This is a genomic window from Aliirhizobium wenxiniae (genome assembly GCF_019511445.1).
Classification (GTDB): domain Bacteria; phylum Pseudomonadota; class Alphaproteobacteria; order Rhizobiales; family Rhizobiaceae; genus Neorhizobium; species Neorhizobium wenxiniae_A.
Genome location: NZ_JAEUAN010000033.1, coordinates 24,396 through 47,599 on the forward strand (window position 1 = coordinate 24,396; position 23,204 = coordinate 47,599).

Below are 23,204 nucleotides of genomic sequence, written 5' to 3' on the forward strand. Positions count from 1 at the left end.
AGGGCGGGCTCATGCTTTTTTTCAGGCGTCTGTTTCCGGAACGATAGCAGTGGCTACGCCGGTTGTCGCTCCCGTCACGGGCTCAAGCGCAGAGACGACCGTCAAACCTCTGGACCCGAAGCCGAGCTCATGGATTACCGGCTCGTAACCGCTGTCTCTCACCTTCAACACGGAGATCGTGCGTTTGTAACGAGATTCGAGCTCTACATGGCGCAGCATAACCAGATTATCCAGTAGGCTGGAGATTTCTGAACCGGGGGCCGTCACCGTCGGCCCAAATAGATCCCGCAACTCCCAGGTCGCAACAGTAGTAACACCCAGTGCCCGGATTTCGTTCGTGATGGCCGCAAAAAATTCGACGAGGCGCGCGGGATGGACTGCGGCCCGCTCGAACCCCCCCAGCCCATCGATCAAAAGACGTTTGACGCCGCGCGACCGGATCGCATCGAGAAGGCGATGACCGAGCTTGTCGAGCAGGTTTTCGGTCATCGGGTTGTAGATCACCTCCAGGGCGCCGGACTTGATGGGTGTCTCCAGATCAACCGCAAGCGCCCGCGCCTTCTTCAGAAGCCGGGGAGGGGTTTCGTAGAACCCAAAATGCAGCGCCGGCTCCTCGGCGCTCGCCTGGCTGAGGAAATTCAATCCCAATGAGGTCTTGCCACATCCCGACGGGCCGAACACGAGCGTTACGGAGCTTTCGGGCAGTCCACCGCCGAGCATGGCGTCAAATCCGGCTGTTCCCGACGTGATTTGTCTCGCGCCGGGTTCGTCGTCGACGGCGTCGGTCGAAAGGATCGCCTCCAGACGCGGATACGCGACCAGCCCCGCTGAGGTGATTTCGAACTGGTGGTAGCCGCCGAGCCCAGCGCTTCCCCTCGACTTCTTGACCTGCAGGCGGCGTACGGTTCGAACACCGACAAGTTCGTTATGCAGCTCGATGACCCCATCGACCATGGTGTGCTCGGGACTGTCCTCAGTAACGCGCGTGCTAGTCAGGAACAGGACGGTGCAGCCGGCGAAGGCAGCCTGACTCTGGACTTCCGCGACGAAGGTTTTCACGTCGAGATTGGTTTCCGCGCGGTCGCTGGCGTTCAGCAGGCCGTCGAAGACCAGCAGCGTGGCATCCCGACGGGCAATCTCCTGCCGTATGAGGCTGACGACGGCGGAAAGCCCTTCGCCGCGTAGCGTCTGAAACACGCTGACATAGGATATGCTCACGCCAAGCTGCGAGCGGTCGAAGAAATCCAGGGTGCCGAGCGCCTGAAACAGACGATCATGGGTTTCCGCCAGCAAGGTCACATACAGGACCTTCCTGCCCCGCGAGACGTTGGCGAACGCCACCTGGTTTGAAAAGATTGTCTTACCGGCGCCGGGATGACCCTGGACGATATAGGAAGCCCCCTCCACCAAGCCACCGCCGAGGATGGTGTCGAGGCGGGGAATTCCAGTGGACAGTCTTGGAAGCTGGTGCATGAAATTGGTCATCCGGTAGGGGAGGGTGATCGCACCCTAGGTCCGGCTGACGATATTGCAACAGTCGAGCCGCACAAACTGCTTTATTTTACCCACCAAGGGGCTATGGTCAGCGGGCTGGGCGCGAACATCCTCTCGTTCAAGTTCTTTTCCAGTCACATCCTGGGGTACGTGAACGCTGATGGCAGACAGAGACATTGACGGGGAGGGCGATAGCGCCCAGGACCGTCTTGAACAGCTTGAAGCGGGTGTCGTGGCTGCAAAGCCAGGACATGATGCGGCGGCCTTTCTTGCGGCGATCGTCGAATCCTCTGAAGACGCGATCATCAGCAAGTCGCTGCAGGGGATCATCACCACCTGGAACAAGAGCGCCGAGCGGGTGTTCCGCTATACGGCAGACGAAGCGGTGGGACGGCCGATCACCATGCTGATCCCGGAGGATCGTCTGGACGAAGAGCCGGCCATCCTGGCGCGGATCAGGGCTGGGGAGCGGGTCGACCACTTCGAGACGATCCGACGTCGCAAGGACGGCACCTTCATCGACATCTCCCTGACGATCTCGCCGATCCGTGACAGCAATGGAAAGATCATTGGCGCATCAAAGATTGCCCGTGATATCTCGGATCGGAAACGATCGGCACAGCATCAAGATCTACTGCTGCGCGAAATGCATCATCGCGTGAAGAACCTCTTCGCGATCACAGGCAGCATCATCACGCTGGCGGCGCGAACCGCGCAGACACCGGCCGACCTTGCCATCGGCATGAAGGACCGGCTCGTCGCCCTGTCGCGGGCTCACGAAATGACCTTGCCGAGCTTTACCGGCGGTGAAGCCTTCGCCGAAAAGCCTACGACGCTGTTCAAGCTCCTCTCCAGCTTACTCTCTCCGTTTGAGGACGAGGAGGGCAGGCGGTGGCGGCTGCATGGTGAAGACATTGCTGTCGGCGCCGACAGGGTCACGAGCGTCGCACTGCTGTTTCATGAATATGCCACCAATTCGGTAAAGTATGGCGCTCTCGCTGTGCCGGAGGGGCGACTGGATGTCACCCTGTGTTCAACGTCTGACAGCGTGAAGATCGCATGGTTGGAATCCGATGCAAGTCTCACAGCTGTTGCCGATACCAACGCAACCGGTTTCGGAACGACGCTCGAGCAGATGGTGGTTAGGACGTTGAATGCGCAGGTGTCGCGAGAGTGGCAGCCCCATGGACTTCTGATCAGGCTTACGGCCCCGCGTGATGCCTTCGCACTCCCAACATAAGCCTGGGTATCGCAGGCGATCAAAGCCGTGTTTGGTCGTTCACTTTGGGCGGCTCCCAAACTCGCGGGCGAGGGGAAGAAGGCCAATGATGTTGGAGGACGTTTATCGCCGTTGCGGAGCGGACATGTCCAGCTCAGGAGACCATGGACACGATCACGCAACCGATGTCATCCTTGGCCAACGGCTATGTGTCACCAGAGCAACATCGCTTATCAAGTAAGCGCCCGTACTATCCTCGTTGTCGAAGACGACTTTTCATTGCCTTCAAGACCAAGGCTGCTTTGACGAAAGCGGGCTTTGAGGTGCCGGGGCCGGCAAGCTCCCCCGATCGTTGGAATGACGGTTTCGGGTCTTCAAACACTACCGGTATCTGCCAAATGAGCCGTCCGAAAAGCGCCAGGGGGCGCCTTTCACCTGAGCTGACCACGTCGGCAAGAACGCCGGGAACGATCTTCGTGATCGGCCGCCGCTTACCGATGACAATAGGAGATCGTCTCTAAGATACCGGACTGACGCGCCGATCACGAGCGCGACCACCTCCAGACATAACGAGAAAGCCGATCGATTTCCTGCGACGGCGGGCTATATTCCAAGTGTAACGACGACGAGCAGCCTGACGTTCTGTTCGGCGCCGGACACAATCCTTGCAGGAGGCGTTGGGTACAATGGACGCTCAGAACAAATTTTCAGGCCGCCAGCGCGTGCTTTCCGAATTCGGAGACTTTGTCCTTGACCATGAGGATCTCGATGAGATCCTCACAGAGTGCTGCCGCCTGGTGGCCGAGGCACTGAGCGCTGATCTTGCCAAGGTTTTGGAAATTGAACGGGAGACGAACACCGGTCTCATTCGAGCTGGTGTCGGCTGGGATCCAGGTATCGTTGGCCTTCAACGAGTGAGCCTGAGCGAGCGATCCTCGGAGGCCTATGCGATTGAAAGAGCCGAACCGGTCATCACAAATGACCTTATTCACGAACAGCGGTTTGTCTTCCCCGCATTCCTGATGGATCATCACGTCGTTGCACTGGTTAACGTGCCAATCTTCCTGCCGGGTCGCAAACCCTACGGAGTCCTGCAGGTCGATGCGCGCGAACCACGTGAATTTGATCAGGAAGATATCGAGTTCCTCAAAACCTACGCCATGACGCTCGGGCCGGTAATCGACCGGTTGCTGAAAGCCTCGGCACTGAGCGCAGCCGACGAGCGCCTGAGGCTGATCGTCGAGAATGCTCATGCCTACGTGCTGATCGTGAGCGACGCGGAGGACAGGATCACGGACTGGCTGGGCGGGTCGGAAGAAATTCTGGGCTGGTCGGCTCAAGAAGCGATCGGCCAGACCAGCGATATCATCTTCACGGAGGAGGACCGTGTTGCAGCCATACCCGATCGTGAACTGTCGACGGCCCGCGCCGAGGGGGCAGCAGCAAACGTGCGATGGCATCGACGCAAGGATGGGTCGCGGGTTTTTCTCGACGGGCAGACGATCGCGCTCAGAGATCATGGAGGCAATCTGCGTGGCTATTACAAAATCGCCCAGGATAATACCGAGCGCAAGCTGAACGAAGACCGCCAGGGTTTCCTACTTGGCCTGTCAGATAGCCTGCGCTCCCTTTCGACGCCTGGTGAAATCGCCTCGACCGTGACCCGGGAGCTCGGCGAGGAAATCGGCGTCGACAGAGTCATCTACGGCGAGATCCTCAATGGGATGCTGAAGGTCGAGCACGAGTACGCCGCGAATGCGCCATCGATTATAGGACAGCATTCTCTGGAGCCGCTCGGGCGTGACTTCCTGAACGTCTATCGGTCGGGCGCTTTGACCAAGAGTTCAGACGTGTCGACGGATCCACGGTTTGACGACGCAGCGCGCGCGAACCTCGGCGAACGGCAGATCGCTGCCTTCGCCGATCTGGTTCTGTTTGACGACGCCAAGGAGGTCAGCTTCCTTGGCGTCCAGAACACCACCAGACGTTCGTGGAGCGCCTCCGATGAATATCTCATCCGCGAAGTCGGCGACCGCGTCCGGTCTGCCATCGATCGTGTCAGAGCAGAGGCCGCGGTCCGCGAAAGTGAGGCGCGGATGCGCCAGTTCGGCGAAGCATCGTCGGACGTCATCTGGATGCGAGATCCGAAGACCCTGCAGTGGGAATATGTAAGCCCCGCCTTCGAGACCGTTTATGGTGTTTCGCTTGATGTGGCGCATCAGGGCGATAACTTCCAGACGTGGAAGGATCTCATTCTCGAGGAGGATCGAGAGGCCGTGCTGCAAGGAATCCACAGTGTCTGCGCTGGAGAGCAGGTGACAGTGGAATTCCGGATCCGCCGTCCCGATGGCGGCATCCGCTGGCTGCGCGATACTGACTTTCCGATCTACGGCCCGAGCGGGCAAGTGGAGCGCATCGGCGGTATCGGCCAGGACATCACCGAGATCAAACGCGCTCAGGAACAGCTCGAGCAAAGCGAGGAACGGCTTCGTAGCGCCGTCGAGGTGGGCCGACTGGGCCTGTGGGACTGGAATGTGCTGACTGGCGAGGTCCATTGGTCGGATGAACATTTTCGCATGGAAGGTTACGCCGTCGGCGAGGTCAGCCCGAGCTATGAGGCGTGGGTGGCGCGGATCCACCCTGACGATCGGCCGGCCTCCGAGGCAGCATTGCATGGTGCTATGGAGAACCACACCGAGTTCGTTCATGAGTTTCGCGTGGTGCATCCGGACGGCTCGGAACATTGGCTGTCGGGCAGGGGCCGGTTCTTCTACGACGACGCGGGAAGACCCGTTAGAATGATCGGCTCGATGATCGAGACGACCGAGCGACGGACGTGGGAGGACCGGCAGAAAGTGTTGGTGGCAGAGCTCCAGCACCGCACACGTAACCTGATTGGTGTGGTGCGCTCGATGGCGGACAAGACAGCCCGTGCCAGTGCCGATCTTCCGGACTTCAGGGGCAGGTTCCGCGACCGGCTCGACGCACTTTCGCGCGTTCAAGGTCTGCTGTCACGGTTGAACGATGTCGATCGGGTGACCTTCGACGATTTGATTCGCACAGAGCTTTCTGCCATGGGCGGCTCGTTCGATAAGGTGACATTGGAAGGACCGGCCGGCGTAAGGTTACGCTCGTCGACGGTGCAGACGCTGGCCATGGCACTCCACGAGCTGGCGACCAACGCTGTTAAATACGGTGCGCTGAGCCAGTCCGACGCCCATCTCCACATCAGTTGGTCATTCGAGGCCTCTGGCGACAAGGACAAGCCCTGGCTCCATATCGACTGGCGGGAGAGCGGGGTGGCGATGGCGCCAGAGGGAAACACTCCGCGTGGCACGGGACAGGGCCGGGAATTGATCGAGCAGGCATTGCCTTACCAGCTCAGCGCCAAGACAAAGTACACCCTCGGATCGGACGGCGTCCACTGCGCCATCTCCATTCCGGTATCCAATACTACCTCGGAGGCTGGCCATGATTGAAAACACCTTGAAAGGTTGCCGCATTCTCGTCGTCGAAGATGAATACATGCTGGCTGACGAACTTCGTACGGAGCTGAGCGACGCAGGCGCCGTGGTCCTCGGGCCGGTGCCTTCCGTCGAACAGGCTATCGCCCTGATCCGACAAGAAGACAGGATCGACGGGGCGATCCTCGATATCAATCTCGGCGGCGAGCTGGCCTATCCCGTCGCCGACCTGCTTTTAGAGCAAGGCATCTCCTTCGTGTTTTCGACCGGTTATGACAACGCCGCGCTCCCGTCTCGCTTTGTGGACGTTCCCCGTTGCGAGAAGCCGATCGACGTCAACGCAGTCGCCCGGGCTTTGGGCTGACGGCCTTTAGGACCTTCAGGCCAACGTCATCATCGACCACAATATCGTCATCGCGCCGGGAACTCTCACGGCTCTCACATGTTCGTGCCCGACATCTTCAGAAAGGTGGACGACCATGGCGGGCGCCGCACGTGGAGATCACAATGACGTTCGGCGGGTTCTCGTGGTCGAGGATGAATTCCTCATTGCCATGGACCTCAGATCGCTCCTGGTCGAAAGCGGCTTCAGCGTTCTGGGGCCAGCTGGCACTGTCGCCGATGCTCTGGAACTCCTCGAGGGCGAAACGCCTGACATTGCCTTGCTGGATGTGAATATCGGCGATGAGCGGGTCACGCCGGTTGCCGTCAGGCTACGATCCCTTGATGTTCCGTTCATTCTCTCAAGCGCCAGTGTCGGCTCGGGCACAGCACTACCCCCGATCCTCGATCCTCGCGGCGGCCGTGAACATTGCCAAGCCAGTCATCAGCGGATCCTGCTCGATGCGCTTTACAGCTTCTTGAAATGAGTTTGGCAGTGCCGGAGCAAATATCCTGCGTCGAAGGCTACTCTTCGGCGTCGCATTCGAACAAGCTCTGTCCGGCTATCTTGCTAGCTGGCCGGCTACGTATGGGCGAAACATTGGTCGCGCCTGGACGTTTTGATGGTCCAGTCAGAACACAAGGTGAGCTGTGATTGAAGCCAATCCGTCAGACATCCATGGGGACAAGGAGACGTCAGGCGAAGAGTTCTGTCGGCTCGTTCGCGAGCGTTGGCCCAGCATTGGCATCGTCTTTGCGACCGGATCGAACCAGGGACAGAACTATCGGACGGGTCACGGACGGCCCTTCTTGTCAAGCCGCATACACTTTGAGGAGCTTCAAGGAGCGATAAAAGCGGTTAGTGAATAAGAGGACCGGATCAGCTCCTCGGCACGTAGAAGGCGCTCGTAGAGCGCCTTTTTACCGATACCATCATAAAGCAGCGTCTGCTTTCAAATGCCAGGCGGTTGCTGCCGGTCGCCTGCACTTTAAACCTTGGCTCGCTCTCCAGCCTCCCGCAGCGACAGGAACTTCGTTGTGACCGCAGCGATATTTTCGTCGAGCCATGCCGCCATCGCTTGTTCCTCGGCAAGGTTTGCTTGCAGCGCGGAGGTCGCAGCACCGTAACCTCCCGCTTCCGCGACGGTCAGTAGCGACTTGTAGGCCGCCATCTCGAAATTCTCCAACGCGAAGTTTGCGAACGAGTTTTTTTGGATCTCGTCGCCGGCCATGGTGTGCCCCATTGCGGCCATAGCTCCGGTGAATGACAGCGCCATATCCTTCAGTGAGGAATGGTCCTCGTTCAACCCGGCTAGGATGTCTTCGAGCCGGCCGATCTGGCCTTCCGTCTCCCGGATATGTTGTTCGAGTTTGGCCGCGACCTCTGGATAGTTTTCGATGCGCGAAAGCTGAGGCTTCATGATCGACAACGCTTGGTTCTCCATCGCGTGCGCATTTCTCAGGCCTGTTACAAACACTTCGCGGGTTTCGTTGGCTGCCATTTTTTCTCTCCGTTGTTCATCTGCAGCGAAAACACCCGAAGAGCAGCAATGATCCCCTCGTCGGTGGACCGGGAACTCTCAACAGCGGTTCGGGTTCGCCCATCGGAATGGAGGATCGACGATGGTGGGCAGATGGATCCACTTGTGCATCGACATGCAGCGCATGTTCGCCGAGGATACGCCCTCGGCAAGTCCCCTGGATGCGGGAGGTGTCTCCGGCGGTACAGGAGGTATCAACCCGTCACCCGCAGAGCACAATATTCACGCGCTTCGTCCCGCCCGCCCGAGCAGAGCATATGGCGGGCATGTGGCGGTCCTACTATGAGAAGTGGCCGATGATGACGACGGAGCAGCTCGGGGAGGAAATGGTCGATCTCGTTCCTTCGCTAAAGGCGTTTGTGCCCCGGCCCGTATCCTCGACAAGATGACCTACTCTCCATGGGTGAGTGGCAAGCTGCACGCCGTGCTGTTAGAGGACGGTGTCGATACGGTCGTGTTGACAGGGGGAGAAACTGATGTCTGCGTCCTGGCAGCCGCGCTCGGCGCTGTCGATCTGGGATATAAGGTAGTCGTGTTGAAGGACGCCGTATGCAGCGGAGCGGATGAAACCCATGACGCCTCGCTGGAGCTTCTTGGCAATCGCTACTCTGTCCAGCTTGAGATCATCATGACCGAAGCGTTTCTAGCCGACGCGTGACACACGTACCACGGGCTTCATCATCGCGCGCCGCGGGCACTCCCCTGCCGGCTCCTGTGTCTAGAGGGCCAGACACGGGAAGGCCGGACGAAATGTCTGCCGAAGTGCCGCCGCATGCGCAAGCCGGCAAAGTCCCTGTCCCAGGCGTTATGAACCGTGAGATTCGGCGGGGTGGGAAATTTCTTCCAATGCATTTTGCCCTTCCACGTCGGTCATCGCGTTCTGCTGCTCGAGCAGATACTGTTCAACATTACCACCACAGGCTTCCTTCAACTGAGCTACAGTGAAACCAGCAACCTCGGCCTGCAGCCAAAGCAGTTTCGCTTGCTCCTGGAAATCCGCCTTTCGATCATGGATCCCCGGCGGCCCGATGATCTCTCGCACTCTGTCATCTAACCAGTCGCTGATTTTCTGCATGTTGTTCAAAGTCCTTGTTGAGTTAGATGGACCTCAGGTGAGATATGTTTCCACCTTGTAGCAGAGGCGTTATCTTCGAGATGAGGGATCCTGGTACTGTCAGGGTGGCTGCGAACCTGCCGCTGATATCGATCGTCGCATCGTGTCCTTCGCCAAGTGCCCAGAGCAAGATCGGCATGTTCTGCCCGCAGATGCCGATTTCTTGCGCCGTCTCGGCGGCTTGGGAGGAATCGGAGGCTCCGAGGTCAATCGCGACGCTGAGGCAGAGAAACATAGCAGCGTCGGTTGCGGTGACGTTGCGATCCGGAAAGGACACAGCAAGTTCTCCGGCCTCATCGCTCGCCCCCATCGTAAAGAGCAACTCTGCTCCCAGGACGAAGTCGCTGTGCCGGAAATCCATTTCGTCCGCCAGGAAGCCGCAAAATTGGCCGAACTTCACGATGCAATCTCCTTCGGTTCATGCCTGAAAGGTCACCGAGCCATGAATAGGAGGTAGCGCTGAGCAGGCGGAAGTCATCCCCAAACAGTCAATCAACGACAAGCTGATCCAGATCCCCGAAACAGATGGTGCCGCGGATTGGTCTCGTCCGGCGGAGCGTACCGAATGTGTCCGGGCCTGACCATTTTGTCCTTTGCCGTACCCTCCTGGTGAAGCTTTCAGCGGTCTTCGCGGTTAGCAGCCGGACAGGAGGACCGAATGTCAAAGGAACCAAGCAACCCAAACCCGACCTTTCCGACGCCCGCCATATCCGCCCGTAAATCCACCCCCAAGTCGCTGGACCTGGAAAACATCGACCTGAGCAAGGACGGTAAGCAAGGTGACGTTGTCGTTTCAAAGGGGGAGATCGAGTACACTGTCACATTGCCGAACGACGATCCCGCTAACCGATGGGATCGCTCCTTGCCCCTTCAGCGTTCAACTCAGGACACAATGCTCTACGCCTGGAAGCTAACTGCACCCGGTCGACCGGACCATGAGCAGGTCAGTACCCTTGACGAGATCGAGGCATTCCTGGAGAAATCCGGCCTTCCCGGTTCTTTGCCATCGAAGCCGATCATCGAGCGCACGAGATTAATGCAGCACGAAGGGCAGGGTTACTACAAGTCGCCCACCGGCCTCGATGAACAGTGGACACTGCTTTGGGTCATGCTCAGCAGCGGCGATCCCTGACGAAACAGGTCTGGTAGCAGTCACACAGGTCGCGATATTTTAAGGCGGCCGCGCACGGGTCGCTTTTCGAAGCGCGGTGGATGCCGTCATCGTCGCAGCTCCCCCGTCGGCTCGCTGATGACGCCTTCATTGCTGAATTCGAATGAAGTACGTGATCAGCTGCCCGTTTCTGAATGAGGAGTCGCGACGGGTTTCGATTCCGGCGAACCCTTGAACCTCAGGAAGATTGACAGCACCACCAGCACGGCAGTCGACAGAAATTCCGACTGCCAGTTCTGGAAGGATTCGAACCAGAACTCGGTACTGGCTAGATGCTGAATGAGGGGTATTGCGGGCTGGCCATGCATGAGCGCTTCGGCATTCGCGTCCTCCGCGCTGTAACGCAGATGTAGCAAAAAGCTCAGGATGAACAGGATCGCCAATGCTATTCCGAGGGAATAGGAATAGAGGGAGCGCGCTATCGCGCCGGCTCGAACCGGCCAGGGAGTGTCGACAGCGTGCTGTTTCTCGCTTGGATCCTGATCCTGTGAGGCAGGTTCGTCCGGATCCTTTGATTCCGCAGAGCCGCGTTGGAAGAGTATCGCTGTCAGCATCACGTAGGCCGACATCTGGAGGAACTCGCTCTCCCAGTTTTCGAACAGGGCCGAAAGAAAATGGCCTGAGAGGGCGTAGTTCAAAAGGTCAAGCTGACTGGCGCCATGCTGCGTCAGCTCCTCATTATAGACGCTCCAGCCTGTAAGCAGCATGCCGCCCACTGTCAAAACCGAAAACGTGAGGAGGGCAATGGTGAGGCCGTTGTCGCGTAGAAAACGCAAGAGATTATCCTACAAGAACTGCAAACAGGTCGGCCAGACGCGACTCTATAGCTGATTAAACCTAGAATACCGGCTGAGTTGCCGGCAGAACGGGAGCGGCTAGGATTCCGCTCCCGTCGATATTATGCGGCCTTCGTCTTGCCCTTACGATTGACCTTGGCATCCGCAAGTTGAGTGAGCAGTTCGTCGGTCTTTTCCTCCTCAGCCAAGGTCTCTTCGAGAAGCTGGGCGACGTCGTCCTTGCCGAGTTCGCGAGCCCAATTGCGAAGAGTGCCGTAGCGGGCGATCTCATAATGTTCAACGGCCTGGGCAGCAGCCAGCAGACCAGCGTCAAGCGCCGGGGAATCCTTGAATTCCTCTAGGATCTCCTGCCCTTCCTCGACGATGCCATCGATCGCCGGGCAGGTCTTGCCGCGTGCCGGCTTGCCGAGGATTTCGAATACCTGAACCAGACGTTCGACCTGGCCTTCAGTCTCCTGCAGGTGGGTTTCAAATGCCGTCTTCAGGTCCTGCGACTGCGCGCCGCGGATCATCTTCTTCAGTGCTGCAACGATCTTCCGCTCGGCATAATAGATGTCCTTCACGCCGTCGATGAAGAGGTCTTCGAGGGTCTTGGTCGCCATAAATTTACTCCATAAAAGGAAATGGTGCCGGATCGGCAGACATGTCGGCGAAGGCCAACACAGCCGGTTAACCCCATTTCGCCACATTTGTTCCGGCTTAAGCTTGCGCGGGGTAAAGGCTGACCGCAGCTGTTGATGTGGAGCGTGTTCCACGGGAAAACGATGTGGCGGTAAAAGAGACGCGGAAGCCGGCCACGGGCCAAAGCAGGCGCAGCGTGATGTTCCTAACCTTGTTTTCACTGTTTTGTGTTGATCGATATGCCGCTTCGTGAGCTCCGCGCCAACTGCCGTCAGGCGATAACGTCTCTGCTTCAAGTCGCCTCGCGCCGAAATCGAGCCATACTCCAGGGCGGTGTTGGCGGTCTTGAGCCCGGTGCCCTTTGGCGGCCGTGTCCATACGCGGCGGTCGAGCGCCGTCAGCAGGCACCAGAGCCGTTCATTGTTCTTCGGCATCTCCATAGCCGCGACATATACTGCAACCACCGTAAACCCAGGCTGAATGCCGGCTGAGAAAGGCATACCGAGAGCTGTGCGTCCAGCCAGGCCGCGGGTGAAGGAACTTCGGCTTTGCCACTTAGTTCGCCGGACGTTCTGATGAACAACGTATTAGGCGGTTCCGGGTGGTAGGTGAGCAATGAAAATCCTTGTGACAGGGGCGAACGGGCTCATAGGCTCGTCGATATGCGGGCGGCTTGTTCGGGAGGGTCATCAGGTCTTGGCGGTCGTGAGACCAGGCAGCCGTCCCCCTTATGGTGTCGCCAATACCCTTTATCTCGACGTTGCAGCCGCAACCGCAATCAATACATGGCTCCCGGTTCTGGAGGATATCGATGCGGTGGTGAACTGCGTCGGTGTATTGCAGGAGAGCGCAAGAGAGGATCTAGCAGGGGCACATGTCGCAGGGCCAGCGGCCCTTTTTCAGGCCTGTGAGCAGCTTGGTGGCAAGCGTGTCGTGCATTTTTCCGCGATCGGAGTCGATCGACAACAACCAAGCGCATTTTCCGATACCAAACTGCGTGGTGACGACGTCCTGATGGCGCGTGACCTCGACTGGGTCATCTTGCGACCTTCCGTCGTGCTTGGACATTCAGCATTTGGCGCAAGCGCTCTCATCCGTGGTCTGGCCGCTCTCCCCGTACTGCCGGTCATGCCTGCCGCCGCTGAACTTCAGGTCGTGCAGCTGGAGGACCTTGTTGAAACCGTGCTGCGGCTGCTCGAACCGAACGCCAAGAGACGGGTGGTCCTGGAGTTGGTGGGCCCGCAGCGGCTTCCATTTGAAGACGTCGTCGCGATCTATCGTCGCTGGCTAGGCAAAGGACCGGCCACTCTGATCCGGCTGCCGCCGGTCATCGCCTCGCTGCTTTACACCCTCGGTGACCTCGCAAGCTTGCTCAGCTGGAGGCCAGCGCTGCGAACGACGGCGAAAAAGGAGATCGTGCGCGGAGCGACAGGCGACCCGCAGCCGTGGGCTGCGGCAGTTGGCATCTATCCTCGTTCCCTGCCCGAAGCGCTGAGTTCAACACCGGCAACGGTGCAGGAGCGGTGGTTTTCCAATCTCTTCTTCCTCAAGCCATTGATCTTCATAGTCCTGCCGCTGTTCTGGATCCTGACCGGCATCATTTCCCTTACGGTCGGGTTCGACGAAGGCATGACGCTGATGAACCGGGCAGATGCAGGCCCGCTATCGGCACCTTCGGTTATCGCCGGAGCTCTGGCAGACATCGTCATAGGCGCAATGATCGCGTTCCGGCGAACGAGCCGCGTTGGTCTGTGGGCTGCAGTCCTCGTATCGATTTTTTATGCGATCGCCGGCACAGTCCTAGTGCCTGCGCTTTGGAATGAACCGCTTGGGCCGCTCCTGAAGATCTTGCCTATTTTGGTTCTTCATCTGGTGGCCCTTGCAATACTGGAGGAGCGCTGATGCTCTACTTCCTACTGAAATTCATCCACATCATCGGCGCCTGCGTGCTGCTGGGAACCGGAGCTGGAATTGCCTTCTTCATGCTGATTGCGCACCGAACGGGAAAGGCGTCGACGGTCGCGCCTGTCGCTCGCATCGTGGTTCTGGCGGATTTCCTCTTCACCGCAAGCGCCGTCGTGGTGCAGCCCGTCAGCGGTATCGCACTCGCCTGGGCGGTCGGCTATTCGCTGACCGAGGGTTGGATCGTCGTCTCGATCCTGCTCTACATCCTCACCGGGATTTTCTGGCTGCCGGTTGTGTGGATGCAGATGGAGATGCGGGACCTCGCGACCGAAGCCGACCGACAAGGGCTTGAATTGCCGCAGCGATACCATGCGCTGTTCCGGCGCTGGTTCTTTTTCGGCTTCCCCGCTTTCGGGGCCGTCCTCGCCATCGTCTGGCTGATGATAACCCGGCCATCCTGGTAGATCTTCACATTCCTTTCGCAAGATTGCAGCATGCTGATAAGAAAAGTATAGACGATGGATCTTTCACGAAGGGATTGCGTCATCACAGGGGGCGGGCCAGCCGGATTGACCGCTGCGATCTATCTTTCGCGCTACCATCTTTCCGTCACTGTCTTTGACGACGGCACAAGCAGAGCAGCCACTATCCCCATTTCCCATAACCATGCCGGGTTTCCGGAGGGCATTGGAGGGAGCGAGTTGCTCGAAAGGATGCGGGTTCAAGCACTCACCTACGGCGGCGAAATCGTCAACGAGCGCGTAAACGCGTGGGCCCGGAGAGGAGACGATTTCTTTGTCTCTTTCGGCGATCACACATTGCCGGCCAAAACCGTCCTCATCGCAACCGGGGTAATCAACCGACCGGCCTGAGGCCGAAGGACGAGCATGACGAAGCTCTCCGTCGGGGCCTGATCCGCTACTGCCCGGTGTGCGATGGGTTCGAGGTAACCGACAAAAGAGTTGGGGTCGTCGGACGAGGCGCAAATGCGTTCAACGAGGCAGTTTTTCTCAGAAGCTATACGCCCGAAGTCAAGTTGTTCTCACCGGGCGAGCATGATCTTGAGCCCCACCAACAGGCACGGTCGAGGGAGCTAGGTATCCACTTCCAGAACGGACCGCTCGAATTCGAGGTCGAGCAGGAGGCAATCCTTGTTCGGGCGGGAACGGCAGTACACCGCTTTGACTCCCTCTATCCGGCGCTCGGCTCGGATGTACGGTCGGAGCTGGCTTCCTGCGTTGGAGCAACACTATCGGACGAGGGATGCATCCACGTCGACGATCATCAGCGCACGAATATTCCGGGCCTCTACGCGGCTGGCGACGTCGTGATCGGCCTCGATCAGATAAGCCATGCCATGGGTCAGGCAGGCATTGCAGCCACCACGATCAGGATTGATTTGTGTGAACGGTCACCGCTCGTGCGGTGACTACCCCCACCTACTGGAGGACAGGTAGCAATGCGATCCTACGGGTTCTATCCGGGGCGCCGGAGCCTGAGCGCACTGCGGCGATGGTGAGGTCGTGTGCGCAAGCCGGTAGAGGAGGAACTTTCGGTTTCGGATGAGGTTCGCTTCACGAAGGAGAACCGCGATGATGAACGACAACAAGCACCCAGAGCAGGATCCGGCGGAAGGCAGCAGGGAATCCCGAGAGGGATTTAAAGCGGCAGGAGCAGGTGGGTTCGCATAAAAATAAGGAGCCGAGAAGCCAGGAGCAGGGCGAGCTTGACCATGTCGGCTTCACATCGACTATCACAGACGCGGAAAAGCCTGCGCTGACGAAGAGGTTGGAGGCGCTAAGAGGAGGATCAGGGTTTACTGGCAAAGCTCCCGCTGGCCCAAGCCGATGGAGCACAAAGCGCTCGTCAGAATGGGAGCCTGTTGCGCCTGAACTTGTCGTCGAAGTCCGCTTCGATCAAGTAACCGGACGCCGCTTCAGGCATGGTACAAAGCTTCTCCGATGGCGTCCGGATAAGAAGCCGTCGCAATGCGATTTCCAGCAGATCGAAAGATAGCGACCAGGGCGCTCTTTCCATGACACCATGCACCTCTTCGGAGGCTGTAATCGGTAACAGGCTTCAACCCTCCGCCATCAGAGCATGTAACAGTGTGCAACGACTATGAGCAACACATCCGCTATGCCGAATACTGCAAGATGATGCAGGACGTTGGCCTCGAAATACCCGGACACCAGAGCGAGGCGGACCTGCCTCAGGCGGACGACATCCGAATTGGCGACCAAGGCACAGTTTTGCGGTCGATCGGTAATGTGGTCGAACTCACGCAAATGACGTTCGGGTTTCCGCCGAAGGGCCGTTGTGGGCCCGTCTTCAACTTTCGCTCGGAAGGGGCGAGACTTTTCCGGCAGTCAGCGCTGTCTTGTTCTTCCCAGCGCGTTCTTTGAGTTCACGGGGAAAAAGTATCCGAGGGCAAAACATCGCTTCACGCTGGCCGCCGGTGCCGGCAGCCTTCGCGTCGAGCAGGTCAGGTCGGGCAGCGATTGAGCCCATGATTTACTTCACAAGCGATACTCATTTTGGCGACGCGCGCGTGCTGCGCATTGACCGGCGTCCGTTCTCCACTGTACCTGACCATGATGCTGCCCTGATCTCGAACTGGAATAGCCGCGTTTTGCCGGGAGACGAAATTTGGCGTCTCGGAGATTTCGCGGTTAAGCGAGCCGGCTTCGCCGAGCAGCTCCTCTCCCAGCTCCATGGCGAAAAGTATCTCATCATCGGCAACAATGATCTGGCCGAAACCACATGTGCGACCGGATGGGCGAGCGTTCAGCACTACGCTGAACTCACGATCGACGGCCATCGGCTCATTCTTTGTCACTATGCATTCCGCACCTGCAACCAGATGGGCAAGGGGTCGATCAATCTCCACGGTCACTCGCATGGCAGATTGAAGCCCATGCCGCGTCAGTTCGACCTTGGTGTTGACCCTCGCAGCCTGCGTCCGACGACTTTGCCCGAATTGCTGACGAAGCGGACAAGGAGTATGCAACGGAAGGACAGCGCGCATGCAGGATGATCTTTTCTTCGATCTGTCGCAGAGTTTGCCGGACCGTTTTCGCTACTCGCGGCGAGAGACCGGGCCTGCAGATAGGCCAGATCGGACGTGAGTGCCCGAAGGGTGTTTTCGCCGATGCCCTCGTTGATCATATGTGAGGGTTTCAATGTCCTGATCGGTCAGCAGCTCGGCAAGTTCGTCGCGTCGCTCTAGCGGCAGAACGGCGGCGATCGTGTCGAGCTCGTCAGCGCGGCGATCGACCGGTGATTTTTGGCTCGAAGGTGACAAACGCTGCTCCAAAACGGTTGTGGCTTTTAGCTCCCGATTTCAATTGAAGCGCTAAGCGAGAATTGCGACGCTAAATCCCCGCTCACGATTTCATGCGGAGGAGGGGAGGGGCCAGCTAAAGCCCTGAAGCCTTGGTCAAATTCACGCGGAAGCGATCACGCCGGCGCTGATATCTGCGGATCATCTCTGCGAACGCGTGCCCCAGTTGCTTCTGGACATATCGCTCGTCGACCTCGGCAGACGAGGCGAGGCCGGCGCGCAGGGAGTGGCCCGATAATTTAAACTGACGCTCGATCTCGGGCAGATCGCCTCGAATACCCGCAGCCATGGCGGTGCGCTTGACCAGGCGGGCGATTTCCTTGTCGTTCAAGCGCTCCGATCCAACCGCTTTGCCCTGTCCCGTGACCCGACGGAAGAGGGGACCGTGCGCAAGCTTGGCGAACTTGATCCACGTTTCGATTGCGGCGACCGGACAGGTCGCATCCGCCGAGCCGCGGCCGACCTCGACCTCTCGCCATCCGGTTTTGCCGCGTAAGGTGAGGAGCATGCCCTTGTCGAGGATCTCGATCCAACCGCGCCCGTCCTCGGTCTGGTCTGCTTTCAGATCGAGGCCAACGATCTCTGACCGCCGAAGTCCACCAGTGTAGCCGATTAGCAGCATCGCTCGGTCGCGCATGCCGCGCAGGGTGCCGCGATCGAGTGTTTCTAGCATGGCGATGATGTCGGTCGCCATGACCGCTTCCTTTTGGACCGGCTGCCGGCCTTGGCTGTTTCGGATGCCGGCCATAACAATGGCGATATGCCGGTCCTTGCGATCGAGGCTCAGGCCGCGTTGCGCATAATTCCACGAAATCGACGAGAGGCGGCGCTCAATCGTCGAGACGGAATTTGCCTTTGCTCCGCGGTCAACGGATTCCGAGGCGCAGGCTGTGATGTAGAGGCCGACGGTCGCCGGATGTGGGGGGGAAAGACTGGAGCGGCGGCACCAGGCAGAAGAGCGCTTCCAGTCGGATGCGTAGGCTTTTCTAGTGTTGATCGAGTTGGCTGCCTCGACGTAGCTTCGAGCGCGATCGGTGAGGTCTTGCAGGTGGCCCGACAGGCTGGACCCGGGTTGTGGGGCAGGGGAGGGGATTTCTGCTCTGGAAATGGAAGGCTCGTCCGCCATAGCTTGCCCACCGAGAATGTCGCTCATCTCACACTTCCCATGGATTGATCACGGCTGCGCCTGTGTCCTCAAAGTCCTTAACGTTGCGAGTGACGAGGATCAGATCATGGACAATTGCAGTGGCTGCGATCAGCCCGTCGATGTCGCCGCGCGGACGGATCGCGGCGATGCGTCCCCATTCGACTGAGATCTTGTCGGTCACCGTGAGGATGCGGTCAGCATGATCGTGGCGCAGCTTGCGCAGCCATTCAGTAAGATGTGCCGCAGCCTTGAGATCTGTTTTTTGTTTCAAGGCAATACCGCGCATGATCTCACCAAGCGTCAGCGCACTCAAATGGACGCTGAGAGGATCGACCGAGCGCAGCCAGGACACTGCCTGCGGGGTGCCCCGCCTTGCCTCCGAGACGATATTCGTATCCACTAGATACATTAGAAGGCCACGTCGCGGCTTGAGACTTTCGCCCGCGCATCGACCGCGTCGGTGAAGGCCTCATCCCAAGGCGGACCGGTGAGCAGGTCATCGACCAAGGTTGGTCGTCCTGCGCGCAAAGCGTCATAGTCTTTTGCGGACAAGACAACGGCTGTGCGCTCGCCACGCACGGTTATCTCTTGCGGGCCTTCAAAGCGGGCTTTTTGCACTACTTTCGAAAATTGGTTTTTAGCGTCCTGCAGCTGCCAATCCATGAATCTGCTCCGATCTAGCTAGGCTGTCTAGCCACAGTAGCGCCATTCTCCATTTTCTGAAAGCGGTGAAATGCGCGTTTAGAAGTAGAATCTTGGCGTTCGTCGCGGATCCAGTAAGAATAGCAATGACGTCCGGTAATTTAAGAATATCGGACGTTTTAAATCGGCGACGAGCCGTGCGGTTATAATCGATAATGCTAGCTAACCGCGCATCTGATTTACAACTGGAGCATGGATTCGCTCGCGCCACCTCCTCCAAACGCCCCCGCTTGGTCAGCCGCGAGACGTTGGCGCAGGTGGTGGGCAAGGATTGCAGCATCGATCTTCTAATTGACGATCTCATCGAGGAGTTGCGAGATCGGCCATACTAAGTCGTGTCAGTGGCCGGCGGTTGGCAGCATCGGTCCCGGCCGCGTTTCGCCGACAGCATCCGCGCATCATCGGCGCCAACGCGGGGAGGGGCGGCGGCACTGTCGGAGTTCGAGGCGATGGTGCTGATGTCAGTAGGCTACTTCCAACCTGTCACACGCGGAGAGCTCTCGAAAATCTTCGGCAGGGAGGTCAGCCGTGACGTCATCGGCAATCTGCGCGGTGCGGGTTATATCGGTTCCGGGCCACGCAGTCCGACGCCAGGCGCGCCCTATACCTATGTGACCACGCAGGATTTCCTGTCGGCATTCGGCATGGAGACGTTGCGCGATCTCCCGGATGTTGAAGCGCTTGAAGATGCGGGATTGCTCAGCCGGCAGGCTGTACAGAATGAGCCGTTGCCTGTCGAGGCAGGCGACGAGGAAGAGTAAGTTCGCTACCTCGTGCAGGATTTGCAGTTATCTTTTTGCGTCGGCTCGGCTCGATCATCGCAGCTTGCCGATGTCGCGTCGAAGAATGGCTGAAAAGTTCTTCAGCCCACCTTGCTCCAGCGCCTCCACAAATGCTTCGATCGATGGGGCGGTCTTGCGCGGGTTGCGGCGCGCACTTGCGACGCTAGAGATCGATTCGTCGGGAAACGCTGCGTTGAGATCGGACAGGAAATCGTCTGGTGACTGGCTGATCACACCGTCGGGACCGAGATTGTGTGCTGGAAAATCCTTAAGGTTCCAAGTGACGATTACGGAAGCTTTTCCGGCGATGGCGGCCGCGAGCACATACCGGTCGCCTGGGTCTGGTAGCTTAAGGTCATCTACCAACGGCCGGTAGTGTGTGACGTCCGCTTCCGGTAGTACGGCTTTCATCCTGCCCCGCGTGGCGATCAGACGCCCGATAAACAAGGACGGCGTGTTGGCGGCGAGATTGCGGATCCACTCGTCATGGATATCGTCGCTCCAGCGAGCCTCGACGAGACCGTCGAAGGCGCACTGGATAAGGACGTTAAGGAGGTGGAATAGATATAGGACGCAGGCATCATAGACCGCGACGGGCGGTTTAGAGGCCATGGGTCTGAACGAGATCCTCAGTGTCTTCGGCAAGCAAGTCGATCGCTGCCTGCCTGGTGTCCAGCTTGGTTTTGAGGGAGAGCACATCCTTGAGCAACGCGCGCCGGTGTTTACCGACGTAGCGGAACGGCAGATCGCCCCGGTCCATGCGGAGAACAACAAGTGGACGAGATATGCCAAGAACAGCCGACGCTTCGGTTGGGCTTAATTCCTGCTCTTCGGCCAGTACGGCAACGCGTTCGCCTCGTAGCATATGCGCCAGAAGCGCTTCAACTGCCGCAGCCGCTGCAGGCGGGATCGTTAGCCGCTGTCCTTCGCCGTGTTCGTGGCGAACGTGAAGTTCCATCCTGTCGCCTAAGCACCCGCAAGCAGGAGGACCTGAAATGTCAGTCATCGCCACTGAAGCCTGGTCCATTCCGAAAAGTGTGGCTGACCACGAGAGGGAAGTGGCCTGGCGCGATACGCGTCGGTCTTCGGTGGCGTCGAAATCAACTCGACTTTTTATCGTCGGCACAAGACGTCAACTTTTGCGCGGTGGGCTGCGTCGGTAACGGACAGTTTTCGGTTCTCCGTGAAAATCCCCAAGGAGATAACCCACACCCGAGCGATGAATGACACCCTGCCAGAAAACATGGTCCTGTCTAATCGTGACAAGGCTCAACATTCTAATGAACGTGGATTGGACGGAAAGCGGGTCCTGTCCGAGCAGCTTCAGGACCACGACGCCAATAAAGATCTGGCTTGAAAGGCTACCGAAATGAACAGCAAACTTCCGCCCGTACCAGATGCGAACCGCAGTCCTAAGGGAACTGGCTCATCGCCCACCCCAAAGCAAGGTCTTCCCGCGAAAGACGAAGCCGAGAATCCGGACAATTGGCAAGCAAGGCAATAGCAAGGTGAACACGACCGGTCAGAGCTATCAGCAGGATCGCTGAAATCTGTCGTCTGCGCGAAGCAGAAGCACCTATCGCGAAGGCATTATCTGCCTACCGCCGACCCGGTCTGACGTCAGGGAGATCTCCAGGCAGTCAGGGCGCCGACTAAAAATGCTTGGAGCGCGAAACGTATAAACTCTGCGAGGAGCGGTATGTACGGTAGCGGACTAATTCCCGGTTGCAGACAGAGATCAGGAACAATCGCGAGAGGCGTGTGTTCAGGTGCAAACGGGAGACACCAGATGTGCGGCAACAACAATATCGAAGCAGAGCTGCTTGAGCTACTACCGGCGCTTCAGAAATTCGCGCGTCGGTTTTATTCCTCACAAAGCGACATTGATGATCTTGTGCAGGACACATTGGTGAAAGTGTTGAGCAACCTCGACAAGTTCGAAGAAGGCACTCGGCTCAGGTCGTGGATGTTTACGATCATGCGGAACACCTTCTGCACGCGCTTCGGCCTTTCAAAACGCGAGCATGTTGGAATGGATGACGTTCTGGGCCAGAAAGCTAGCGTACAGCCTGAGCAGGAATGGTCACTGCGCGGGCAGGAGCTGGAGAAGGCACTCGCGGCGCTCCCAAAGGCCAACCGCGATGCGATCAGGATCGTCTTTATTGAGGGCGAAAGTTACGAAGAGGCTGCGAGACGATTCAACTGCCCGATCGGTACGGTGAAGAGCCGCGTCAACAGGGCTCGGGAGCGAATAACCGAGAGGCTCAACACCTAAAGGCTCAGTTTAACGCGGCCCGGATATCATCTTCCCACAGCGCACGGGCAATCTTTGCCAGTTCTGTCGGCTTTTCGCAGAGCGCAAATCCGGTATACTCGACGGGAACGAACGCCCTATCGTATCCGGTTGCAAATACGAATGGGATGTTAAGTTCATCGAGCCGGTCAGCGACTGGGAAGACAAACTCATCTCCCAGATGAATATCCAGAATGGCAGCGTCGATCTCAGACGCTTCGATCAATTCCATCGCATCCCGGACCGAGGCGACGGGGCCAACAACCTTCGCGCCGAGAGCGATGAGTTTTTGGCGGACCTCGTCCGCCAGGAAATACTCATCCTCAACCACGAGGATGCGCTTTCCCTTAAATTTTGTCAGAATATCGGATGGTCCTGGCAATATTTTTCGACTTTCTACCTGACACAGTTTCCAACCTGCTGCGTGCTGTTTGTTGATTCTAGTCCGTCACATCGGAGCATATCAGAGGCGAGTATGACATCGCGAAACTGTCTGGATGATGAATAGCTCTGCTACTCCGCAGGTCTGATCGCTTTTGTTGTTGCCGGACGAAATGAGGCATTGAGAGAAGATCGTAGCTAGCGGCGCTTTAGAACATCTTCTCAAACGCGTCTACAATCTGGCGAACGCGGGTGGGCTTCTGGAGACGAGGTACTGCCGCGAACTGCGAGGGTATAAGTTCCAGATCGTATCCCGTCATGAACACGAACGGAATTCCTCGCATTGCAAGCGGCTCTGCCACCGCGAAGTCGGCGCCGCCGCCAAGATTGTTGTCCAACAGGGCCGCGGAGGGGGGATCCTCTGCAAGGACACGCAGAGCCTCATCCTTATCGGCGCAGACCCCAAGGACGTGTGCTCGAGCGACTTCCAGCGATCGCGCCGTATCAGCCGCAAGGAAGTACTCGTCTTCGAGGACGAGGATACTCTTCCACTGCAATCAGTTGACTTCGGACATCCTTGGCTCTGACGCACATTTGCTGCTGTGCAGGTCAACGACGCACCGATCAACCGCGCTTGCAGAAGATCGAGTTTTGCTCTTCCGTGCATCTGGCGCTTAATGAGCTTCAAGCGTGTGATCTCTGATCTCGTTGAATTTGCCAGGAATGCAGGAGCGCCTAACGAGTTCCGCGCTGCTGCGAACCGTCGCGACCACCCTCCAGCCTAAGCCGGCGAAGGCGCTCAGTTTTTTCCGCGCGTAAGCGGCGTTCCTCTTCGGCTGCATCGGCCGC

Annotated in this window: 26 protein-coding genes and 6 pseudogenes; 17 read left to right on the forward strand and 15 right to left on the reverse strand. The window is 58.3% G+C overall.

Annotation, left to right across the window (positions count from 1 at the left end; translation table 11 throughout):
- Positions 1 to 21: 21 nt before the first annotated feature.
- Positions 22 to 1,485, reverse strand: a complete 1,464-nt coding sequence (locus JNB91_RS28050) for a DUF7125 family protein (RefSeq protein WP_223218432.1) — start codon at positions 1,483 to 1,485, stop codon at positions 22 to 24.
- A gap of 169 nt (positions 1,486 to 1,654) precedes the next feature.
- Between JNB91_RS28050 and JNB91_RS28055 the strand changes: the two genes are divergently transcribed.
- The 5 genes from JNB91_RS28055 to JNB91_RS28075 all read left to right on the forward strand — a co-directional run bounded on the left by JNB91_RS28055 (position 1,655) and on the right by JNB91_RS28075 (position 7,046).
- Complete coding sequence (locus tag JNB91_RS28055) at positions 1,655 to 2,734, forward strand: PAS domain S-box protein (protein WP_220328745.1); 1,080 nt, start codon at positions 1,655 to 1,657, stop codon at positions 2,732 to 2,734.
- A 143-nt stretch (positions 2,735 to 2,877) separates the two neighbouring features.
- The gene (locus tag JNB91_RS28060) at positions 2,878 to 3,234 is read left to right on the forward strand and encodes a hypothetical protein (RefSeq protein ID WP_220328746.1); all 357 of its coding nucleotides are present in this window, start codon (positions 2,878 to 2,880) and stop codon (positions 3,232 to 3,234) included.
- Positions 3,235 to 3,399: 165 nt separating this feature from the next.
- A complete protein-coding gene (locus tag JNB91_RS28065; protein WP_220328747.1) occupies positions 3,400 to 6,192 on the forward strand; it encodes a PAS domain-containing protein in 2,793 nt (930 codons plus the stop codon).
- The gene (locus JNB91_RS28070) at positions 6,185 to 6,541 is read left to right on the forward strand and encodes a response regulator (protein WP_220328748.1); all 357 of its coding nucleotides are present in this window, start codon (positions 6,185 to 6,187) and stop codon (positions 6,539 to 6,541) included. Before JNB91_RS28065 ends, JNB91_RS28070 begins: the two co-directional genes overlap by 8 nt.
- A 115-nt stretch (positions 6,542 to 6,656) precedes the next feature.
- Entirely contained in the window at positions 6,657 to 7,046 is a 390-nt protein-coding gene (locus tag JNB91_RS28075) for a response regulator (RefSeq protein ID WP_220328749.1), read from the forward strand.
- Between the two features lie 501 nt (positions 7,047 to 7,547).
- Here JNB91_RS28075 and JNB91_RS28080 read toward each other — a convergent pair.
- Positions 7,548 to 8,060, reverse strand: coding sequence for a ferritin-like domain-containing protein (locus JNB91_RS28080; RefSeq protein WP_220328750.1), 513 nt, complete (start codon positions 8,058 to 8,060; stop codon positions 7,548 to 7,550).
- Between the two features lie 121 nt (positions 8,061 to 8,181).
- On the opposite strand from JNB91_RS28080, the pseudogene JNB91_RS28085 reads away from it, so the two are divergent.
- Positions 8,182 to 8,757 (forward strand): annotated as a pseudogene (locus tag JNB91_RS28085) (cysteine hydrolase family protein).
- A gap of 147 nt (positions 8,758 to 8,904) precedes the next feature.
- Here JNB91_RS28085 and JNB91_RS28090 read toward each other — a convergent pair.
- Both JNB91_RS28090 and JNB91_RS28095 read right to left on the reverse strand, forming a co-directional pair.
- The gene (locus JNB91_RS28090) at positions 8,905 to 9,174 is read right to left on the reverse strand and encodes a hypothetical protein (RefSeq protein ID WP_220328751.1); all 270 of its coding nucleotides are present in this window, start codon (positions 9,172 to 9,174) and stop codon (positions 8,905 to 8,907) included.
- Positions 9,175 to 9,196: 22 nt separating this feature from the next.
- On the reverse strand, positions 9,197 to 9,613 hold the full coding sequence (locus JNB91_RS28095; RefSeq protein ID WP_220328752.1) for a hypothetical protein: 417 nt from the start codon (positions 9,611 to 9,613) through the stop codon (positions 9,197 to 9,199).
- A 258-nt stretch (positions 9,614 to 9,871) separates the two neighbouring features.
- On the opposite strand from JNB91_RS28095, the gene JNB91_RS28100 reads away from it, so the two are divergent.
- Positions 9,872 to 10,345, forward strand: a complete 474-nt coding sequence (locus JNB91_RS28100) for a hypothetical protein (RefSeq protein ID WP_220328753.1) — start codon at positions 9,872 to 9,874, stop codon at positions 10,343 to 10,345.
- A 155-nt stretch (positions 10,346 to 10,500) separates the two neighbouring features.
- Here JNB91_RS28100 and JNB91_RS28105 read toward each other — a convergent pair whose 3' ends face one another.
- Positions 10,501 to 11,160, reverse strand: coding sequence for a DUF6766 family protein (locus tag JNB91_RS28105; protein ID WP_220328754.1), 660 nt, complete (start codon positions 11,158 to 11,160; stop codon positions 10,501 to 10,503).
- Positions 11,161 to 11,282: 122 nt separating this feature from the next.
- Positions 11,283 to 11,783 (reverse strand): YciE/YciF ferroxidase family protein, encoded by a 501-nt coding sequence (locus tag JNB91_RS28110; protein ID WP_006699126.1) that lies wholly within the window; start codon positions 11,781 to 11,783, stop codon positions 11,283 to 11,285.
- Between the two features lie 634 nt (positions 11,784 to 12,417).
- Between JNB91_RS28110 and JNB91_RS28115 the strand changes: the two genes are divergently transcribed.
- From JNB91_RS28115 to JNB91_RS28130, 5 genes and pseudogenes are all read left to right on the forward strand, one after another.
- Positions 12,418 to 13,704 (forward strand): SDR family oxidoreductase, encoded by a 1,287-nt coding sequence (locus JNB91_RS28115; protein ID WP_220328755.1) that lies wholly within the window; start codon positions 12,418 to 12,420, stop codon positions 13,702 to 13,704.
- Positions 13,704 to 14,171 (forward strand): DUF2269 family protein, encoded by a 468-nt coding sequence (locus JNB91_RS28120; protein ID WP_220328756.1) that lies wholly within the window; start codon positions 13,704 to 13,706, stop codon positions 14,169 to 14,171. Before JNB91_RS28115 ends, JNB91_RS28120 begins: the two co-directional genes overlap by 1 nt.
- Positions 14,172 to 14,276: 105 nt before the next feature.
- On the forward strand, positions 14,277 to 14,579 hold the full coding sequence (locus JNB91_RS31545) for an NAD(P)/FAD-dependent oxidoreductase (RefSeq protein ID WP_346269415.1): 303 nt from the start codon (positions 14,277 to 14,279) through the stop codon (positions 14,577 to 14,579).
- Positions 14,580 to 14,635: 56 nt separating this feature from the next.
- On the forward strand, positions 14,636 to 15,136 hold the full coding sequence (locus JNB91_RS31550) for an NAD(P)/FAD-dependent oxidoreductase (protein ID WP_346269416.1): 501 nt from the start codon (positions 14,636 to 14,638) through the stop codon (positions 15,134 to 15,136).
- 284 nt (positions 15,137 to 15,420) lie between these two features.
- Positions 15,421 to 15,723 (forward strand): annotated as a pseudogene (locus JNB91_RS28130) (ATP dependent DNA ligase); the annotation flags it as partial.
- Between the two features lie 77 nt (positions 15,724 to 15,800).
- Here the strand turns inward: JNB91_RS28130 and JNB91_RS28135 are convergent.
- Positions 15,801 to 15,950, reverse strand: a complete 150-nt coding sequence (locus JNB91_RS28135) for a hypothetical protein (RefSeq protein ID WP_220328757.1) — start codon at positions 15,948 to 15,950, stop codon at positions 15,801 to 15,803.
- On the opposite strand from JNB91_RS28135, the pseudogene JNB91_RS30990 reads away from it, so the two are divergent.
- Together JNB91_RS30990 and JNB91_RS28140 are read left to right on the forward strand one after the other, a co-directional pair.
- A pseudogene (locus JNB91_RS30990) lies at positions 15,915 to 16,158 on the forward strand (SOS response-associated peptidase family protein); the annotation flags it as partial. The gene JNB91_RS28135 and the pseudogene JNB91_RS30990 overlap by 36 nt on opposite strands.
- Before the next feature lie 58 nt (positions 16,159 to 16,216).
- Complete coding sequence (locus JNB91_RS28140; protein WP_220328758.1) at positions 16,217 to 16,744, forward strand: hydrolase; 528 nt, start codon at positions 16,217 to 16,219, stop codon at positions 16,742 to 16,744.
- Positions 16,745 to 16,773: 29 nt separating this feature from the next.
- Here JNB91_RS28140 and JNB91_RS30995 read toward each other — a convergent pair.
- The 4 genes and pseudogenes from JNB91_RS30995 to JNB91_RS28155 form a co-directional block, all read right to left on the reverse strand.
- A pseudogene (locus tag JNB91_RS30995) lies at positions 16,774 to 17,011 on the reverse strand (integrase); the annotation flags it as partial.
- Between the two features lie 115 nt (positions 17,012 to 17,126).
- Positions 17,127 to 18,176, reverse strand: a complete 1,050-nt coding sequence (locus JNB91_RS28145) for a tyrosine-type recombinase/integrase (protein WP_223218436.1) — start codon at positions 18,174 to 18,176, stop codon at positions 17,127 to 17,129.
- 28 nt (positions 18,177 to 18,204) lie between these two features.
- The gene (locus JNB91_RS28150; RefSeq protein ID WP_220328760.1) at positions 18,205 to 18,606 is read right to left on the reverse strand and encodes a type II toxin-antitoxin system VapC family toxin; all 402 of its coding nucleotides are present in this window, start codon (positions 18,604 to 18,606) and stop codon (positions 18,205 to 18,207) included.
- Positions 18,606 to 18,860, reverse strand: coding sequence for a type II toxin-antitoxin system Phd/YefM family antitoxin (locus JNB91_RS28155; protein WP_037094334.1), 255 nt, complete (start codon positions 18,858 to 18,860; stop codon positions 18,606 to 18,608). The genes JNB91_RS28150 and JNB91_RS28155 overlap by 1 nt, the downstream gene beginning before the upstream one ends.
- 224 nt (positions 18,861 to 19,084) lie before the next feature.
- Here JNB91_RS28155 and scpB point away from each other — a divergent pair.
- Positions 19,085 to 19,660: pseudogene (gene scpB / locus JNB91_RS28160) on the forward strand (SMC-Scp complex subunit ScpB).
- 54 nt (positions 19,661 to 19,714) lie between these two features.
- Here scpB and JNB91_RS28165 read toward each other — a convergent pair.
- Together JNB91_RS28165 and JNB91_RS28170 are read right to left on the reverse strand one after the other, a co-directional pair.
- Positions 19,715 to 20,326 carry a PIN domain-containing protein gene (locus JNB91_RS28165; protein ID WP_223218433.1) on the reverse strand — a complete coding sequence of 204 codons (612 nt, stop codon included), beginning with the start codon at positions 20,324 to 20,326 and terminating at the stop codon, positions 19,715 to 19,717.
- Positions 20,283 to 20,639, reverse strand: coding sequence for a DNA-binding protein (locus tag JNB91_RS28170; protein WP_430736373.1), 357 nt, complete (start codon positions 20,637 to 20,639; stop codon positions 20,283 to 20,285). Before JNB91_RS28170 ends, JNB91_RS28165 begins: the two co-directional genes overlap by 44 nt.
- 37 nt (positions 20,640 to 20,676) lie before the next feature.
- Between JNB91_RS28170 and JNB91_RS31000 the strand changes: the two are divergent.
- Together JNB91_RS31000 and JNB91_RS28180 are read left to right on the forward strand one after the other, a co-directional pair.
- Positions 20,677 to 20,909: pseudogene (locus tag JNB91_RS31000) on the forward strand (DUF72 domain-containing protein); the annotation flags it as partial.
- A 561-nt stretch (positions 20,910 to 21,470) separates the two neighbouring features.
- A complete protein-coding gene (locus JNB91_RS28180) occupies positions 21,471 to 21,956 on the forward strand; it encodes a sigma-70 family RNA polymerase sigma factor (protein ID WP_220328761.1) in 486 nt (161 codons plus the stop codon).
- Between the two features lie 4 nt (positions 21,957 to 21,960).
- On the opposite strand, the gene JNB91_RS28185 is transcribed toward JNB91_RS28180, so the two are convergent.
- Positions 21,961 to 22,311 carry a response regulator gene (locus JNB91_RS28185; RefSeq protein ID WP_346269417.1) on the reverse strand — a complete coding sequence of 117 codons (351 nt, stop codon included), beginning with the start codon at positions 22,309 to 22,311 and terminating at the stop codon, positions 21,961 to 21,963.
- Between the two features lie 253 nt (positions 22,312 to 22,564).
- Positions 22,565 to 22,912, reverse strand: coding sequence for a response regulator (locus JNB91_RS28190; protein WP_220328762.1), 348 nt, complete (start codon positions 22,910 to 22,912; stop codon positions 22,565 to 22,567).
- Between the last annotated feature and the right edge of the window lie 292 nt (positions 22,913 to 23,204).

Bases quoted from the DNA above. Each gene is read 5' to 3' on its own strand.
- JNB91_RS28050 (WP_223218432.1), bottom strand. From the start codon at position 1,485: ATGACCAATTTCATGCACCAGCTTCCAAGACTGTCCACTGGAATTCCC.
- JNB91_RS28055 (WP_220328745.1), top strand. From the start codon at position 1,655: ATGGCAGACAGAGACATTGACGGGGAGGGCGATAGCGCCCAGGACCGT.
- JNB91_RS28060 (WP_220328746.1), top strand. From the start codon at position 2,878: ATGGACACGATCACGCAACCGATGTCATCCTTGGCCAACGGCTATGTG.
- JNB91_RS28065 (WP_220328747.1), top strand. From the start codon at position 3,400: ATGGACGCTCAGAACAAATTTTCAGGCCGCCAGCGCGTGCTTTCCGAA.
- JNB91_RS28070 (WP_220328748.1), top strand. From the start codon at position 6,185: ATGATTGAAAACACCTTGAAAGGTTGCCGCATTCTCGTCGTCGAAGAT.
- JNB91_RS28075 (WP_220328749.1), top strand. From the start codon at position 6,657: ATGGCGGGCGCCGCACGTGGAGATCACAATGACGTTCGGCGGGTTCTC.
- JNB91_RS28080 (WP_220328750.1), bottom strand. From the start codon at position 8,060: ATGGCAGCCAACGAAACCCGCGAAGTGTTTGTAACAGGCCTGAGAAAT.
- JNB91_RS28090 (WP_220328751.1), bottom strand. From the start codon at position 9,174: ATGCAGAAAATCAGCGACTGGTTAGATGACAGAGTGCGAGAGATCATC.
- JNB91_RS28100 (WP_220328753.1), top strand. From the start codon at position 9,872: ATGTCAAAGGAACCAAGCAACCCAAACCCGACCTTTCCGACGCCCGCC.
- JNB91_RS28110 (WP_006699126.1), bottom strand. From the start codon at position 11,783: ATGGCGACCAAGACCCTCGAAGACCTCTTCATCGACGGCGTGAAGGAC.
- JNB91_RS28115 (WP_220328755.1), top strand. From the start codon at position 12,418: ATGAAAATCCTTGTGACAGGGGCGAACGGGCTCATAGGCTCGTCGATA.
- JNB91_RS28120 (WP_220328756.1), top strand. From the start codon at position 13,704: ATGCTCTACTTCCTACTGAAATTCATCCACATCATCGGCGCCTGCGTG.
- JNB91_RS28140 (WP_220328758.1), top strand. From the start codon at position 16,217: ATGATTTACTTCACAAGCGATACTCATTTTGGCGACGCGCGCGTGCTG.
- JNB91_RS28145 (WP_223218436.1), bottom strand. From the start codon at position 18,176: ATGGCGGACGAGCCTTCCATTTCCAGAGCAGAAATCCCCTCCCCTGCC.
- JNB91_RS28150 (WP_220328760.1), bottom strand. From the start codon at position 18,606: ATGTATCTAGTGGATACGAATATCGTCTCGGAGGCAAGGCGGGGCACC.
- JNB91_RS28155 (WP_037094334.1), bottom strand. From the start codon at position 18,860: ATGGATTGGCAGCTGCAGGACGCTAAAAACCAATTTTCGAAAGTAGTG.
- JNB91_RS28170 (WP_430736373.1), bottom strand. From the start codon at position 20,639: ATGGAACTTCACGTTCGCCACGAACACGGCGAAGGACAGCGGCTAACG.
- JNB91_RS28180 (WP_220328761.1), top strand. From the start codon at position 21,471: ATGTGCGGCAACAACAATATCGAAGCAGAGCTGCTTGAGCTACTACCG.